At 45.4% G+C, this 15,622-nt stretch carries 13 protein-coding genes and 7 tRNA genes; 16 read left to right on the top strand and 4 right to left on the bottom strand.

Annotation, left to right across the window (positions count from 1 at the left end; all coding sequences use genetic code 11):
* The first annotated feature begins 48 nt into the window (after positions 1–48).
* From FRX57_RS07225 to FRX57_RS07180, 10 genes are all read left to right on the top strand, one after another.
* Positions 49–122 (top strand) — tRNA-Met (locus tag FRX57_RS07225).
* Positions 123–131: 9 nt separating this feature from the next.
* Positions 132–204 (top strand) — tRNA-Phe (locus tag FRX57_RS07220).
* A gap of 15 nt (positions 205–219) precedes the next feature.
* Positions 220–300, top strand: a tRNA-Tyr gene (locus FRX57_RS07215).
* A 4-nt stretch (positions 301–304) separates the two neighbouring features.
* Positions 305–375 (top strand) — tRNA-Trp (locus tag FRX57_RS07210).
* A gap of 13 nt (positions 376–388) precedes the next feature.
* Positions 389–461 (top strand) — tRNA-His (locus FRX57_RS07205).
* Between the two features lie 10 nt (positions 462–471).
* Positions 472–543, top strand: a tRNA-Gln gene (locus tag FRX57_RS07200).
* 9 nt (positions 544–552) lie between these two features.
* A tRNA-Leu gene (locus FRX57_RS07195) sits at positions 553–636 on the top strand.
* A gap of 110 nt (positions 637–746) precedes the next feature.
* The gene (locus FRX57_RS07190) at positions 747–1,268 is read left to right on the top strand and encodes a DUF2785 domain-containing protein (RefSeq protein WP_146568127.1); all 522 of its coding nucleotides are present in this window, start codon (positions 747–749) and stop codon (positions 1,266–1,268) included.
* A gap of 48 nt (positions 1,269–1,316) precedes the next feature.
* The gene (locus FRX57_RS07185) at positions 1,317–1,547 is read left to right on the top strand and encodes a hypothetical protein (protein ID WP_146568125.1); all 231 of its coding nucleotides are present in this window, start codon (positions 1,317–1,319) and stop codon (positions 1,545–1,547) included.
* A gap of 28 nt (positions 1,548–1,575) precedes the next feature.
* The gene (locus FRX57_RS07180) at positions 1,576–2,202 is read left to right on the top strand and encodes a tetratricopeptide repeat protein (protein WP_146568123.1); all 627 of its coding nucleotides are present in this window, start codon (positions 1,576–1,578) and stop codon (positions 2,200–2,202) included.
* Between the two features lie 31 nt (positions 2,203–2,233).
* On the opposite strand, the gene FRX57_RS07175 is transcribed toward FRX57_RS07180, so the two are convergent.
* On the bottom strand, positions 2,234–3,589 hold the full coding sequence (locus FRX57_RS07175) for an aspartate kinase (protein ID WP_146568121.1): 1,356 nt from the start codon (positions 3,587–3,589) through the stop codon (positions 2,234–2,236).
* 130 nt (positions 3,590–3,719) lie between these two features.
* Between FRX57_RS07175 and manA the strand changes: the two genes are divergently transcribed.
* Positions 3,720–4,667 carry a mannose-6-phosphate isomerase, class I gene (gene manA / locus FRX57_RS07170; RefSeq protein WP_146568118.1) on the top strand — a complete coding sequence of 316 codons (948 nt, stop codon included), beginning with the start codon at positions 3,720–3,722 and terminating at the stop codon, positions 4,665–4,667.
* Positions 4,668–4,702: 35 nt separating this feature from the next.
* Here the strand turns inward: manA and FRX57_RS07165 are convergent, their stop codons facing one another.
* Complete coding sequence (locus tag FRX57_RS07165; RefSeq protein WP_146568116.1) at positions 4,703–5,431, bottom strand: pseudouridine synthase; 729 nt, start codon at positions 5,429–5,431, stop codon at positions 4,703–4,705.
* Positions 5,421–6,596, bottom strand: coding sequence for an MFS transporter (locus FRX57_RS07160; protein ID WP_146568114.1), 1,176 nt, complete (start codon positions 6,594–6,596; stop codon positions 5,421–5,423). The genes FRX57_RS07165 and FRX57_RS07160 overlap by 11 nt, the downstream gene beginning before the upstream one ends.
* A gap of 182 nt (positions 6,597–6,778) precedes the next feature.
* Between FRX57_RS07160 and secA the strand changes: the two genes are divergently transcribed.
* The 4 genes from secA (at position 6,779) to recG (ending at position 12,849) form a co-directional block, all read left to right on the top strand.
* Positions 6,779–9,307: a preprotein translocase subunit SecA gene (gene secA / locus FRX57_RS07155; protein WP_146568112.1), complete on the top strand. Its 2,529-nt coding sequence runs from the start codon at positions 6,779–6,781 to the stop codon at positions 9,305–9,307.
* 61 nt (positions 9,308–9,368) lie between these two features.
* Complete coding sequence (acpS, locus tag FRX57_RS07150; protein ID WP_146568110.1) at positions 9,369–9,734, top strand: holo-ACP synthase; 366 nt, start codon at positions 9,369–9,371, stop codon at positions 9,732–9,734.
* Entirely contained in the window at positions 9,721–10,824 is a 1,104-nt protein-coding gene (gene alr / locus FRX57_RS07145) for an alanine racemase (protein WP_146568108.1), read from the top strand. The genes acpS and alr overlap by 14 nt, the downstream gene beginning before the upstream one ends.
* 9 nt (positions 10,825–10,833) lie before the next feature.
* Positions 10,834–12,849 (top strand): ATP-dependent DNA helicase RecG, encoded by a 2,016-nt coding sequence (gene recG, locus FRX57_RS07140; protein ID WP_146568106.1) that lies wholly within the window; start codon positions 10,834–10,836, stop codon positions 12,847–12,849.
* Positions 12,850–12,975: 126 nt separating this feature from the next.
* Here the strand turns inward: recG and FRX57_RS07135 are convergent, their stop codons facing one another.
* Entirely contained in the window at positions 12,976–13,935 is a 960-nt protein-coding gene (locus tag FRX57_RS07135; RefSeq protein WP_146568104.1) for an asparaginase, read from the bottom strand.
* A gap of 92 nt (positions 13,936–14,027) precedes the next feature.
* Here FRX57_RS07135 and FRX57_RS07130 point away from each other — a divergent pair, with 92 nt between their 5' ends.
* Complete coding sequence (locus FRX57_RS07130) at positions 14,028–15,434, top strand: Cof-type HAD-IIB family hydrolase (RefSeq protein ID WP_146568101.1); 1,407 nt, start codon at positions 14,028–14,030, stop codon at positions 15,432–15,434.
* Positions 15,435–15,622: the final 188 nt, after the last annotated feature.

Here is a 15,622-nt window from a genome sequence, read left to right as displayed (position 1 = left end):
TGTAAAAGCGTGCGTGGGTTCGAATCCCACATCCTCCTTAACTAATATCGCGGGATGGAGCAGCTAGGTAGCTCGTCGGGCTCATAACCCGAAGGTCGTAGGTTCAAATCCTGCTCCCGCAATAGAAAGTTGGCTCGGTAGCTCAGTTGGTAGAGCAATGGATTGAAGCTCCATGTGTCGGCGGTTCGATTCCGTCTCGCGCCATAAATTGAATATCTTGGAAAGATAGCGAAGAGGCTAAACGCGGCGGACTGTAAATCCGCTCCTTCGGGTTCGGGGGTTCGAATCCCTCTCTTTCCATCCTACGGGCATAGTTTAAAGGTAGAACTAAGGTCTCCAAAACCTTCAGTGTGGGTTCAATTCCTACTGCCCGTGTTATAAGAATATGGCGGGTGTGGTGAAGTGGTTAACACATCAGATTGTGGCTCTGACATTCGTGGGTTCGATTCCCATCACTCGCCTATCTTATATTGGGGTATCGCCAAGCGGTAAGGCAAGGGACTTTGACTCCCTCATGCGTTGGTTCGAATCCAGCTACCCCAGTTATACTTTGCCGGCGTGGCGGAATTGGCAGACGCGCTGGACTCAAAATCCAGTGTCCGCAAGGACGTGCCGGTTCGACCCCGGCCGCCGGTATAGTATGAAAGAAATCTTGATTAGTCAAGGTTTCTTTTTTGCTCTTTCTTGTCTTAATCAAGATTTATTGTTAGAATAAGATAACTAAAAGGAGCGGAAGGAGCTGAGCGATGGAAACTAGACTTCAAGAAAAATTGCATTTAGAAGATAGCTATAGCGATGAGGAAATATCGTGGTTATTGGAGCATATTGGAGATAAAAATCCTAAGATTAGGGATAATTTGGTTTATGCAAGTTTTTGTCAGGCTATTTTGGGCGAACGGATAAGTAGGAGTCAATTTCAGTGTTTAACGAGGAAGTTGTTAGAAGAACAATACTTATTTTATCGGATTGAGGAGTTGGGTGAGGCCACTCTGACACGGAGTTTTACCGCTCTCGTATTAGCCCTAGTGCTTAGCGAGGATTCTCGTGAGAGGTCCAGCTTTTACAATGGGTTATCAGCAGAGGAGAGAATGCTTCTGTTTCAAGCGATTCCAACTTATCTAGCAAGGGAAAGGGATACGACTGGCTATCATCGGGATTACGGTTGGGTCCATGCCTTTGCTCATGGAGCTGATCTTCTCATGTTTGCTAGTCAGCATGTGGCTTTTCCTAGAGAAATGTACCAGGATATCTGGACGTGTTTAGTGTAAACCTTAGAAAAACTTCCAGAGCCTTTTACGGCAGGAGAGGAGTTGCGTTTGGCTCGTGTATTTCAGCTCTTGGTTTGTCAAGAAAAACTCCCAGTAAAAGACGTGTTGAATTGGTTGGGACAAGTAGGTTTACAGGCAGATGATGATAGGACTTACTTGGCTAAATTAAGGGTTTACCATTTCTTAACTGCCTTGTTTATCAAACTGAAGGAAGTGGATGGCTTGACAAAAGATGAAGAGGATTTATATTTAGGGAAATTGACCAGTTTTCCTATTTAGAAGATAAGTTGAATAGGGAGGGAAAGACATGGAAGAGGAAAGATTAAACCAAGCTTGGGACTATTTTGTGGCTGGAGATCTTGACCAAGCTAGAAGCTTGATGCTTGATCTAGAGGAGGTGCTGGGGGAGAGTTTTAGTTTTTTAAATTTAAAAGGTTATCTTTACTTGGCGGATAGGGATATTGAGTCTGCTCGGTTTGTATTTGAGTCTTATCTGGACTTGGCAAGACAGGTCGGTGATAGGGAGCAAGAACACATAGGACTTCATCAGTTAGCCATGGTTTATCGGGAACAAGCTGACTATGCTCAGGCTCTGGCTTTGATTGAAGAGGAAGCAGCCTGTTTAGAACAATATTTTTCTGAGGACAAACTGAAGTGGTCGGTCAATCATTATGAACAGGGCTACTTACGTTTGAAAATGGAGCAGGCGTCGGAAGCCTTGCCTTGGATGTGTTTGTCTTTGGAGGCAGCCTTAACAGGTGATGATTTAGTTGCTCAGGCCTGTGCCTACCGAGGCTTGGCAGAAACTTATCTAGCCTTGGAGCAAAGAGAGGCAGCAAGGAATCATGTCATTAAAGCCAAATCAGTTTTCCTTGAGGCTGGCGATTATCTTGGGGCAGAAGAAGTTGAAGACTTGTTGGCAAACTTAGTGTAAAAAAACTAGCAGAGTTTTTATCTGCTAGTTTTTAATTGTTTTCAAAAAAGTTGTGGTAGAGGGCACGAATGGCCTCTTTTTCTTGCTCTGTTTTGATGATAAAGATGATGGATACTTCGCTAGAACCTTGTGAAATCATTTCTAAGTTGATATTTTTTTCGGAAAGAGCCTTGGTAACCTTGGCAGTGACCCCGATTTGATTACGCATGTTTTCCCCAACCACCATAATGACAGAGAGATTACGTTCAATGTCCACCTCATCAACCTTGAGAGTTTGGGTTAGGTAAGCGAGAATTTCCTGCTCTTTAATAGGGGTTAGCTCTTTTTCACGCAGGACGATGGAGAGGTCATCAATCCCTGTGGGCATGTGCTCCCAGCGAATGTTAAGGTCTTCCAAAATTTGAAGCACCTTGCGGCCAAACCCAACTTCACGGTTCATCAGGTATTTTGACATATTGATGCTGACAAACTTATCATCCCCTGCAATACCAACAACAGGCAGGGTTTGTTCTTGGTGTTCAAGGACAATTTTTGTGCCAGGGTGGTCAGGGTTATTGGTGTTTTTGATGACAATGGGAATTTTTCCACGATAAGCAGGGATAAGGGCCTCGTCATGGAGAACGGAAAAGCCAGCATAGGCTAGTTCTCGCATTTCCTTGTAGGTTAATTCGGAAATGGACAAGGGGTTATTGACAACACCAGGATGGGCGACAAAAATACCGTCAACATCGGTAAAGTTTTCATAAAGATCAGCACCGATACCAGCCGCAACAATCGATCCTGTAATGTCGGAACCACCACGGGAGAAGGTACAAATCTGATTGTCTTCAGTAACGCCAAAGAAACCGGGAATAACTAAAATCTCACGAGCATGCCGCAGTTCTTCTAATTTATCATAGCTTGCTGGTAGTAGGCGGGCATTCTGTGGCTCACTGCTAACAATAATTCCTGCTGCTTTAGGATGGATATAGCGGGCCATCAGGCCATTTTGACAAAAATATTCAGCAATCAGCTTGGCATTGTTATCTTCGCCAGCGGCTAAGAAAGTATCATAGAGAAAGTCATTATCGACAATGGGCAGGCTGGCTAAGTCTTTGAAAGACTGTTTGATTTGATTGAAAATAGCAGAGCCTAAGCCCAGGCTGTCAATGATGTCTTGGTAACGTTGAATAATCCAGTCTTGTTCTGCGGTCACATCCTGATGATTTCGGTATTTTTGGTAGTAGCTAATCAAGGCATCTGTCACCTTGGTATCATTTTCATGGCGTTTACCAGGAGCAGAAACGACAACAAAACGCCGCTCTGGGTCAGCCTTGACGATGTTGAGAACTTTTTCCAACTGTGAGGCACTGGCTAAAGAACTCCCCCCAAACTTAATCACTTTCATAAGCAATCTCCTTATTTTTGCATTTATTATAGCAAAAATCCCGGTACTTGTCAGGTCTCTTTAAATAATAGCTTGCTCTGACGGGCTTTGAGATGGTATAATGAGGGTTAGTATAGAGGAGGTAGAGGACATGACAGAGCCATTATTTTTACAGGGAACCATGCATGAGAAGATTTGGGGCGGTCAGCGATTAAAGACAGTTTTTAATTATGATATTCCCAGTGATAAAACAGGTGAGTATTGGGCGATTTCTGCCCATGCTAATGGGGTTTCTCTGGTGAGTAATGGAGCATTTAAGGGAGTGGGATTAGATGACCTTTATCAGCGTCAGCCAGCCCTCTTTGGTTATCCTAAAAGTAAGGCTTTCCCTTTATTGACCAAGATTTTGGATGCCAATGATTGGCTCAGTGTTCAGGTCCATCCTGATGATGCCTATGCCATGGCCCATGAGGGAGAGCTGGGCAAAACGGAGTGTTGGTATGTCTTAGAGGCAGATGAGGGAGCGGAGATTATCTACGGTCATACGGCTCAAACCAAGACAGAGCTGAAAGGGATGATTTCTAGTGGTCAGTGGGATGACCTGTTGACCAGAGTTCCTGTCAAAAAGGGCGATTTTTTTTACGTGCCTAGTGGGACCATGCATGCGATTGGTCAGGGGATTTTAATTTTAGAAACCCAACAATCCAGTGACACCACCTACCGCGTTTATGATTTTGATCGTCCAGACAATCAGGGGACATTGAGGGAACTTCACTTGAAGCAATCCATTGATGTCATGTCGTATGGCCCTGTGGAAAATAGCCATCCTGCCACTTTGCGAGTTGGTGATTTGACGACGAGTCTCTTGGTTAGTAATCAATTTTTTACCGTTTATCGCTGGCAGCTAAGTGGTCAGGCTGATTTTCGTCAGGCGGCTCCTTATTATCTGGTCAGTGTCATTGATGGTCAGGGAAGCTTGCAGCTGGCTGACAAAGCTTATCCTTTAAGTAAGGGGGACCATTTTATTCTCCCAAATGATGTGACCTCTTGGCGTTTTGAGGGGCACTTGGACTTGATTGTTAGTCATAGTAATGACTAAAAAGAAACCTGCCTTCAGGCAGGTTTTTCTGTGGGCTAAAGCGGGACACCAAACATTTCTAAGCTGGCTAGCTCTTGGGGGGTTAACCGACGATATTGACCGAGGGCAAGGTTGGGATCTAGCTGCAAAGGCCCCATGCTGAGGCGTTGTAAATCAATGACTTGTTTACCGCAAGCCTGTACCATACGTTTGACCTGATGGAATTTACCTTCTTTAATGGTAATCTGAACCACACTGCGATTTTCCTGGTCGTCTGTGGCTAGGATGCTTAATTGGGCTGGCTGACAGGTGAAGTCCTTCAAGGCAATCCCTTGGGCAAAAGCGAGGCTATCTGCTGGGGTCATGATGCCATCAATCTTAGCTTGGTAGACTTTATTAACGTGTTTTTTAGGAGATAGCATGGCGTGGGCCAGCTTGCCATTATTTGTCAAAAGGAGAAGACCGTGGGTGTCAATATCCAAGCGTCCGACAGGAAAGACTTTCTTATGACGAGCCTCGTGGTCTAGGAGGTCTAGGACCGTAGGATGGTAAGTATCCTCAGTGGCTGAAATAAGGCCTGGCGGCTTATTGAGCAGGTAGTAAACAAAAGTTTCGTGGTTTAGAATTTGTCCGTCTAGACTAATCTGGTCTTTTTTTTCGTCAATTTGGCATTTTGCACTGGTTTCGATCTGTCCATTGACCGTGACCAATTTGCTTTTTAAGAGAGTTTTTATGTCTTTTCGACTGCCAACACCGCAGTCCGCTAAAAATTTATCAAGTCGCATTCTGGCTCCCTCTTACTTGTTTGATCATCAGCCAAAGACTAATCAGGGCACACATAAAGGCATAAGGGCCGAAGGCTCCCATGATGGGGCTGATTGTTTCTAAATAGGTTGGCACAAGAGCAGCAGTAGCACCGCCAATATTACAGCCCATCAGGACAATAGTCATGACGGTATTGAGCAAAGAGCTGGGGATACGGTCGCTGGCCTGATTAAAGACTAGGGTTAGAATAATACTGTAGAAGAAGCCGGAAATCATGGCAGTCAGCCCGAGTAGCCAGAGCTTGTCAGCAAGGGCAATGCCAAGAATAGAAAAGCCGAAAAAGGTGTAGGCTAGGACCAGAAGCCAGGATTGTAACCGGCTGAAGAGTTGACTAAATAGGGTGCCGGCTAAAATTCCCATCAGCTGCATGAGACTAAGGATATAGCTGGCCTCCTGGGCTGTCCCTATTCCCTTGTCAATGATGATTTGGGGAATCCGTATGATGAGAAAGGTATTGACATTGATGACAAAAAAGGCAAGAAAGGCTAAGGAAAGCCCCAATTTCCAAAGTTTTTTATTGAGTTTTGGCCTTGCTTGATTGGGGTCCAGTGATTGGCTGTCCTGATGTTCTAGACCTTCCTTGGGGACAAAGAGTAAAAAGAGTAGGAGAATGAGCAGGGCAAAAAGGTAAACGGCAAAGGCAGCCTGCCAACCAAAGCCAATCAAAAGGCCGACCAGGCCAGTTAGGCTGGCACTGCCTAGCACTTCAGCTGAGCCACGTAAGCCCATCATCTGCAAGCGTTCCTTACCTGTAAAGAAATGACTGATGATATTGATGGCCCGAGCGTTAATCAGGCCAATCCCCAACCCTAGCAAAATCCTTGCCAAAAAGACCAAGCTAAACTGAGAGAAAATCAGGGGCATAGAGCCACCGATAGCCATGAGGAGCAAGCCAGTTACGATGATGGCCCGTTCTGATAGCCAGCGGACGACTAAGCCATTGAGCAAGAGGCTAATCATGATGGCAAAAGACGTGATTGTAATCAGGTTTTCCACCTGTGTGGCAGATATGCCTAGCTGGGCAAAATGTTTGATCATTTGTGGTAGGGCAGGAGTGACTGCAAAAGTTGATACCAACATGCTAGACAAGGCCAGCAGGCTGGTTTTTTCTAGAAATCGTTTCATAGATTGTCCTTTCAAGAGTACGTGTCTTAACTAGTATAGCAGATTCGGGAGCGAAAGGGTAGCTATGTTCCTTGTTTGGTGGGTGTCATCTAAGCCTTTTAATTGATGCTCATCTATTCTTGAATGGAATGTCATTTCATGATATAATAACATGATAACGTATCGTATTGAGAGGAAAAAGAATGGCAAATATGCTGCGTACCCTGATTGAAAATGACAAGGGTGAAGTGAAAAAATTAAGAAAAATTGCAAAAAAAGTAGAGTCATATGCTGATGAGATGGAAGCCTTGTCAGACGAGGCCTTGAAAGCTAAAACAGAAGAATTTAAGAAACGTTACCAGTATGGGGAGACCCTAGATGACCTCTTACCGGAAGCCTTTGCGGTTGTTCGTGAGGCAGCCAAGCGCGTGCTGGGTCTCTTCCCTTACACGGTGCAAATTATGGGGGGGATTGTTCTCCACCATGGTGATGTACCTGAGATGCGTACGGGTGAAGGAAAAACCCTGACGGCGACCATGCCAGTTTACCTCAATGCTATTTCTGGTGAAGGGGTCCACGTTGTCACGGTCAATGAATACCTGGCAACTCGTGACGCCATGGAGATGGGTGAGGTCTATAGCTGGTTGGGCTTATCTGTTGGGATTAACCTAGCAGCTAAGTCATCCCTTGAAAAACGTGAGGCTTATAACTGTGACATCACTTATTCAACCAACTCAGAGATTGGCTTTGACTACCTACGTGATAACATGGTGACCCGTCGCGAGGACATGGTGCAACGTCCGTTAAACTTTGCCTTGGTTGACGAGGTTGACTCGGTCTTGATTGACGAGGCCAGAACTCCCTTGATTGTTTCAGGGGCAGGAAGCTCAGATATTAATCAACTCTATGTTCGGGCGGATATGTTTGTTAAGACCTTGGTACGTGAAGATTATGCGATTGACGTGCCGACTAAGACGATTGGCTTGAAGGATTCAGGAATTGACAAGGCTGAGGCCTACTTCCATTTGGAAAACCTTTATGATTTGGAAAATGTTGCCCTAACTCACTATATTGACAATGCTCTTCGTGCCAACTACATCATGACCTTAGATGTGGATTATGTGGTTAGTGAAGAAGGTGAGATTCTAATTGTTGACCAATTTACTGGGCGTACCATGGAAGGGCGTCGTTTCTCTGACGGTTTGCACCAAGCCATTGAGGCTAAAGAAGGAGTCAAGATTCAAGAAGAATCACGGACCAGTGCGTCAATCACTTACCAAAATATGTTCCGCATGTACAAGAAACTAGCAGGGATGACGGGGACAGGTAAAACTGAGGAAGAAGAATTTCGTGAAATTTACAACATGCGGATTATTCCGATTCCAACCAACCGTCCTGTGCAACGGATTGACCATCCTGATTTGTTATACCCAACCTTGAATGCGAAATTCCGCGCGGTGGTGGCAGATGTCAAGGAACGTTACCAAACCGGCCAACCCATCTTGGTTGGAACGGCTTCGGTAGATACCAGTGATTTACTGTCTAAGATGCTGGTTAAAGAAGGTATTCCGCATGAAGTCCTAAATGCTAAAAATCACTTTAAAGAAGCTCAAATTATCATGAATGCTGGTCAGCGTGGTGCGGTGACTATTGCGACCAACATGGCTGGACGTGGAACTGACATCAAATTGGGTGAGGGCGTGCTTGATTTGGGTGGTCTCTGTGTTATCGGGACTGAGCGTCACGAGAGTCGTCGGATTGATAATCAGTTGCGTGGACGTGCTGGTCGTCAAGGGGATAAGGGAGAATCGCAATTCTACCTTTCTCTGGAAGATGATTTGATGAAACGTTTTGGTTCTGAACGGATTAAGGCATTCTTGGACCGTATGAATTTGGATGAAGAAGATGCAGTCATCAAGTCTAGTCTGTTGACTAAGCAGGTGGAAAGTGCCCAAAAACGTGTCGAAGGAAATAACTATGATTCACGGAAACAGGTCTTACAGTATGATGACGTTATGCGTGAGCAACGTGAGATTATTTATGCTGACCGTTATGAAGTCATCACAGCCATCCGTGATTTGGGACCAGAGATTAAGGCCATGATTCAACGGACCATTGACCGTCAGGTGGATTCTCACAGTCGGTTAGACAAGGCAGAGGCTTTGGAAGCTATTGTTAGCTTTGCTCAAGCCAATCTTGTTGATGAAGATGCGATTAGTGTTTCTGATTTGGAAGCTTTGAGCTACAAGGAAATAAAAGAGGAACTCTATGACCGTGCCATGGAAGTTTATAGTCGTCAAATATCTAAATTGAAAGATGAAGATAAGATTATTGAGTTCCAAAAGGTCTTGATTCTCATGGTTGTTGACAACAAATGGACGAGTCATATTGATGCCTTGGATCAGTTGCGTAGTGCCGTTGGCTTGCGTGGTTATGCGCAAAATAATCCGATTGTGGAATACCAATCAGAAGGTTTCCGTATGTTCCAAGACATGATTAGCACCATTGAGTTTGATGTCACTAGAACCATGATGAAGGCACAAATTCATGAGCAAGAGCGTGAGCACGTGACCCAAAATGCTCGCACGACAGCTCAAGGCAATATCGCAGCTCAGAAAATTGATTTTGACCACTTGGAAGAATATGATTTTTCAGGGGTTCGACGTAATGATGCTTGTCCATGTGGCTCAGGCAAGAAATTTAAGAACTGCCACGGTAGGGCACGTTTCTAAAATCAGTAGAAATAAGAGAGAAGAGCAAGCCACGTCTTAGCTCTTTTCTTGGAGAATGATAATGATTGTAGGACATGGCATTGACTTGCAGGAGATTTCGGCAGTCAGAGATGCTTATACCAAACGCCCCAGCTTTGCCAGTCGAGTCTTAACGGCGACAGAGTTGGCTGTTTTTCAAGAACTACCAGCTAAGCGACAAATCCAATACCTGTCAGGTCGTTGGGCAGCCAAGGAGGCCTTTGCCAAGGCTATGGGAACAGGGATTGGTCGGCTGACTTTTCAAGATATTGAAGTTTTATCCAATGCTAAGGGGGCACCGGTCATGACCTGTTCAAAGTTTTCAGGCAAAATTTTTGTCTCGATTAGTCATAGTGGGAATTTGGTGCAGGCCAGTGTTATTTTGGAGGAAGAAAATGGTTGCAAGTAAACATAGACCAACACGTGCAATAGTTGATTTATCAGCCATTTCGGCTAATATTGAGATGATAAAAGAAGAGTTGCCCCAGGGGGTGAAAACCTGGGCGGTGGTTAAAGCGGATGCTTATGGCCATGGTGCGGTAGCAGTAGCCCAGCACTTAGAGTCGCAAGTTGATGGGTTGTGTGTGTCAAACTTGGATGAGGCCTTGGAATTACGAGAGGCTGGGATTAAGGGGCAAATCTTGATTTTGGGGGTTATTGAGGCTGCCCATGTCGGGCTTGCCATGGCCCATCAGGTCATGGTGACCATTACCAGTCAGGAATGGTTGGAGCAAGTCTTGCTGACAGGGCAGGACTTGACAGGTTTGCAGGTTCATCTTAAGGTGGACTCTGGTATGGGGCGTGTCGGCATGCGAGAGGCTAGCCAAGTCAATCAGGCCATGGAAGTCTTAACCCAGCAAGGTGCTCAAGTGGTTGGCTTGTTCACCCATTTTGCGACGGCCGATGAAGCCAGTCAGGATAAGTTTCAGGAGCAATTAGCTCGCTTCAAGCAGATTTTAGCAGAGCTTGATGATAAACCTGCTCTCATTCATGCCAGCAATTCAGCGACTAGTCTTTGGCACCCAGAAGGGGTTTTTAATGCAGTTCGTCTAGGTGTGGCCATCTATGGTCAAAATCCCAGTGGGACAAGCTTGCCTCTCCCGCTTGACTTGCGCCCAGCTCTCCGCTTGGAAAGCCAACTGGTGCAAGTTAAACAGGTGGCGGCGGGTGAAACGATTGGTTATGGGGCTACCTATACTGCTCAGGCTGACGAGGTGATTGCGACTGTGCCTATCGGTTATGCTGATGGTTGGCTTCGCCGTTTACAGGGATTTTCCATCTTGGTCGATGGGCAATTTTGTGAAATTGTTGGCCGTGTCTCCATGGACCAGTTGACCATTCGTTTGCCTAAAGCTTATCCTTTAGGTACCGTCGTTACTCTTCTTGGTCAAGATGGCGGACAAGCCATTTCGGCAACAGACCTGGCTCAATTTTTAGGGACCATAAATTATGAAATTCTGTGTTTGATTAGTGGGCGCGTGCCTAGATTTTATCGGTAGGACAAGGCCATGAGGTTACAAGATGATTTGGCATGTTTGAAGGGGCTGGGCCCCAAATCAGCGGAAAAATTTCACAAATTGGAGATTAGAACCGTTGAAGATTTGCTCTGCTATTACCCTTTTCGCTATGACGATTTTAAGAGTCGGCAAGTGGCAGACTTGATGGACGGTGAAAAGGCAGTTGTGCTGGGGACCGTGGTCACACCAGCCACGGTTCAGTATTATGGTTTTAAGCGTAATCGCCTCAGTTTCAAAATCAAACAGGCTGAGGCTGTTGTCAACGTGCATTTTTTTAACCAGCCCTATTGGCAGGATAAGATTGCCTTAGGGCAGGAAGTCGCCATTTTTGGAAAGTGGGATAGCAAAAAAGCTAGCCTAACGGGGATTAAAGTGCTAGCTCAGCTGGCGGATGATTTGCAACCCGTTTATCATCTGACCAAGGGGCTCTCGCAGGCCAGTTTGGTCAAGGCCATCAAAACGGTGATTGATAGTGGCTATCTCCAGCTCTTGGAGGAGAATTTACCACGGTATCTTTTGGAGAAGTATCGGCTCGTAGACCGTCAGTCTGCAGTTTTGGCCATGCATTTCCCGACAGATTTAGCAGCCTACCAGCAGGCCTTGCGACGCTTGAAATTTGAGGAGTTTTTCTATTTTCAGTTGCAATTGCAGAGCTTGAAAGCCAGCAATCAAAAAGAAACGGCAGGAACTCCTATTGTTTATGACGAGCAAAAGCTGGCAGAGCGTTTGTCTGCTTTACCTTTTGCCCTAACCCAGGCCCAGAGAAGAAGTCTGACGGAAATTTTGACCGATATGGCATCAGGACGTCACATGAACCGCCTCTTGCAAGGGGATGTCGGTTCTGGTAAAACGGTCATTGCCAGTCTAGCCATGTATGCCAGTCATACAGCAGGTTATCAGTCAGCCCTGATGGTTCCCACGGAAATTTTAGCCGACCAGCATTATAGGAGCTTAAAAGAGCTTTTTCCAGATTTGACCGTGGTGTTATTAACTTCCGGCATGAAAACAGCTGATAAAAGAGCAGCTCTGACTGGGATTGCTGATGGTTCAGTCAATATGATTGTCGGTACCCATGCCTTGATTCAAGAAGCGGTATCTTATCATCGTTTGGGCTTGGTGATCACCGATGAACAACACCGCTTTGGGGTCAAGCAACGTCGTCTTTTCCGTGAAAAGGGAGAAAATCCTGATGTCTTGATGATGACAGCTACGCCAATTCCAAGAACGCTGGCGATTACTGCCTTTGGCGAGATGGATGTTTCAATCATTGACCAGCTACCGGCAGGGCGTAAGCCCATTATCACACGTTGGGTCAAGCATGAGCAGTTGGAAAAAGTACTGGACTGGTTGAATCAGGAAGTGGCAAAATCAGCCCAGATTTACATCATTTCGCCCTTGATTGAGGAGTCAGAAGCCCTTGATTTGAAAAATGCAGAAGCCCTTTACCAAGATTTACAGGAATTTTTTGGGACACGGGCTCGGGTTGCCCTCATGCACGGTCGCATGAAATCCGAGGAAAAGGATCAGGTCATGCAGGCCTTCAAGGCACATGAGATTGATATCTTAGTCTCAACAACTGTGATTGAGGTGGGGGTCAATGTTCCCAATGCCAGTATCATGGTGATTATGGATGCAGATCGTTTTGGGCTCAGCCAGCTCCATCAACTACGAGGGCGGGTTGGTCGTGGGTCTAAGCAATCTTATGCCATTTTGGTCGCCAACCCCAAGACGGATAGTGGCAAGGAACGGATGAGGATTATGTGTGAAACGACAGATGGCTTTGTCTTGGCCGAGGCTGACTTGAAAATGCGTGGATCGGGAGAGATTTTTGGTACTCGTCAGTCAGGTATTCCCGAGTTCAAGGTGGCTGATATGGTGGAAGACTACCCCATCTTGGAAGAAGCCAGAAAGGTAGCCAGTCAGATTTTGGCCCAAGCAGATTGGCAAGCAAGTCCCGACTACCAGATGCTAGGTCAATACCTCAAACAAGAACAAGCATTTGACTAGGGCAAGGATGATTTGCCTGTTTCACTTGCTAGAACAGGAAAAAGCTAACTCTTTTTTGAGTTTTATTGTTTGTTTTGCTTGTTAGATGAGAAAAAACCTCTGGTGCTATCGGCACGAGAGGCTTTCTTATCCTTCAATATAATCTTTTAAGGCGATTCCGGTCAGGCCTGCATTGAGGGCGATGAGTAGTTTCAGACGGGCCTTGGGAGCGTTGAGTTCCTTGACAAACATGACGCCCATTTGAGTCAAGTCAACACCGCCTCCCTCATAGGCATAGACTGGTTCAGCAATGCCATTAAAACAACGAGAAACCAAAACGACTGGAATGCCTTGATTGATGAGTTGTTTGAGGGCAGGTAGGGCATCAGGTGGTAGATTTCCTGCACCGAGGGCTTCAATGACGATTCCATCAATGTTATCAGGGGTTAGCAGACTGATAATGCTGTCTCCCATACCAGCATAAGCCTTGATGATGGGAACTGTTCCTGCAACTTGCTTGAGGTCAAAACGAACACGAGGCTCGGCTGTTTGGAAAAAGAGTAGATCGTGTTTCATGATAATGCCAAGTGGACCGTGGGTTGGTGTCTGAAAGGTCGAAACGTTGGTGGTATGAGTCTTGGTAACATATTTAGCAGCATGAATCTCATCATTCATGACCACTAAAACCCCCTTGTCAGCCGCCTTGTCATGGCTAGCTACTCGTAGGGCTGATCGATAGTTATAGATTCCGTCGCTGCCTAGGTCATTAGACGATCGCATGGCCCCTGTCAGAACAACTGGGATGGGCGGCAGGTCCATGGTGTCCAAAAAATAGGCCGTTTCTTCCAGCGTATCGGTCCCATGAGTAATGACTACGCCCTGAACGTGCTCAGCTTTTTCTTGAATGAGGTGGTAAAGCCTGAGCATATGGTCAGGCCGCATATGGGGGCTAGGCAAATTAAATACGTCCATCACCTCAAGGGCTAGTTCGCTGCCTTCGATGTTAACCTGGTTCATGGGATTTACCTTATCTGGGCGTACCTTTCCTGCTTGATCCGTTTGCATGGAAATGGTCCCTCCGGTATGTAATACAAGAATTTTTTTCATAATCTTTTCTTTCAATCTTAAAATGTGATATGATTATTGTATCATATTTGTGGTGTAAAGTTAAAGACAAGTCAGTTGGAGGAAGGTGTTAGATGGCGATTAAGGCAGTGTGTTTTGATATTGATGGAACCTTGTTAAATGACATAAAATCCGTTCAAAAATCAACACAAAAAGCAATCAAAGAGTTGCACCAGCAGGGAATTCTGGTTGGAGTGGCTACTGGACGAGGACCAAGTTTTATTAACCGTTTTATGGAAAATCTAGAGTTAGATTTTGCTGTTAGCTACAACGGTCAATACATTTTCACACGGGATCAGGTGATTTATGCCAATGCCCTCAGTAAAAAAGACCTTTATCGTGTCATCAAATATGCGTCAAACAAAAGGCGAGAAATTTCTTTGGGAACCGAGACAGGTCTGGTTGGATCCAATATCATCAATATGGGAACTAGCCGTTTTGGTCAACTGGTTAGTCGGCTTATTCCTAAAGAATGGGCACGAACAGTTCAAAGGAGTTTTAAACATGTGGTTCGCCGGATTAAGCCACAGAATCATAGTAACCTATTAACCATTGTTCAAAAACCGATTTATCAAGTTGTCTTGGTCGCAACCAAGGAGGAAACTCAGGTACTTAGGGAGAAATTTCCTCAACTGACCATTACCAGAAGTAGTCCTTATTCGGCTGATTTGATTGCTAAGAATATGTCTAAGTTGGCTGGTATTCGCCGAGTTGGTAGGTATTTTGGTTTTGATGTTCAAGAAGTGATGGCCTTTGGCGATTCGGATAATGACCTTGAAATGCTGGCAGGAGTAGGGATTGGTGTCGCCATGGGAAATGGGACGGAGGAGGCCAAAAAAGCAGCCGCTTACACAACCAGTAGTAATAATCAAGATGGTATAGCCAAAGCCCTAGCCCACTATGGCCTGATTCATCTAGAAAATGACATCAATTTCAGCAGTAGTGATGATAATTTTAATAAGGTCAGAGATTTCCATGAGTTAATGGATGGTCGTCTCCAAGATATTCCACAGGCCTTTGATCCCATTCAGGCCAGTCATCGGGCTAATTTTAAGATTGAGGAGTTGGTTGAATTTCTTTATGCGAGTCAAACAAGCTCAGCAGATTTTGAGCAAAGCATAGCCAGTCTCCACCGGGCTTTGGACCAGGCTGTTGCTAAAGTAAAGCAAACCCCTCCAAGTAAGGATGCCTTGCTCGGCCAGGTAGATGCTTTGGCAGATCTTCTTTATTTTAGTTATGGCTCTTTCACTCTGATGGGGGTTGATCCCAAGCCGATTTTTGACAGTGTTCATGAGGCAAATATGGGTAAGGTTTTCCCAGATGGTAAGGCGCATTTTGATCCTGCGACGGGAAAAATTCTCAAGCCAGCTGATTGGCATCAGCATTTTGCACCAGAACCAGCCATCAGCTTGGAGCTAGATCGTCAGATTCGCAAGGCTCAGGCTCGCCAAAAGCAAAGAGAGCAGCAAAAAGAGGATTAATTGGTGAAGCTCTCTAATCACATAGGGGATTAGGAAGCTTTACTCAAGAGAATGACACTAAGTGTTAAAAGCATCTGCCGGTGTTCAAATTAGGGTTAGTTCTAGCCTGCCTATTGGGCATTTGCTAGCGCTCAGCTCGGGGATTTTTACCAAACCATTTGAGTTCTAGCTCATTTTATGATAAAATG

Source organism: Streptococcus cuniculipharyngis, from assembly GCF_007859195.1.
GTDB lineage: Bacteria > Bacillota > Bacilli > Lactobacillales > Streptococcaceae > Streptococcus > Streptococcus cuniculipharyngis.
The sequence above is the reverse complement of the archived record's forward strand: the minus strand, read 5'-3'. Positions and strand labels throughout refer to the sequence as shown.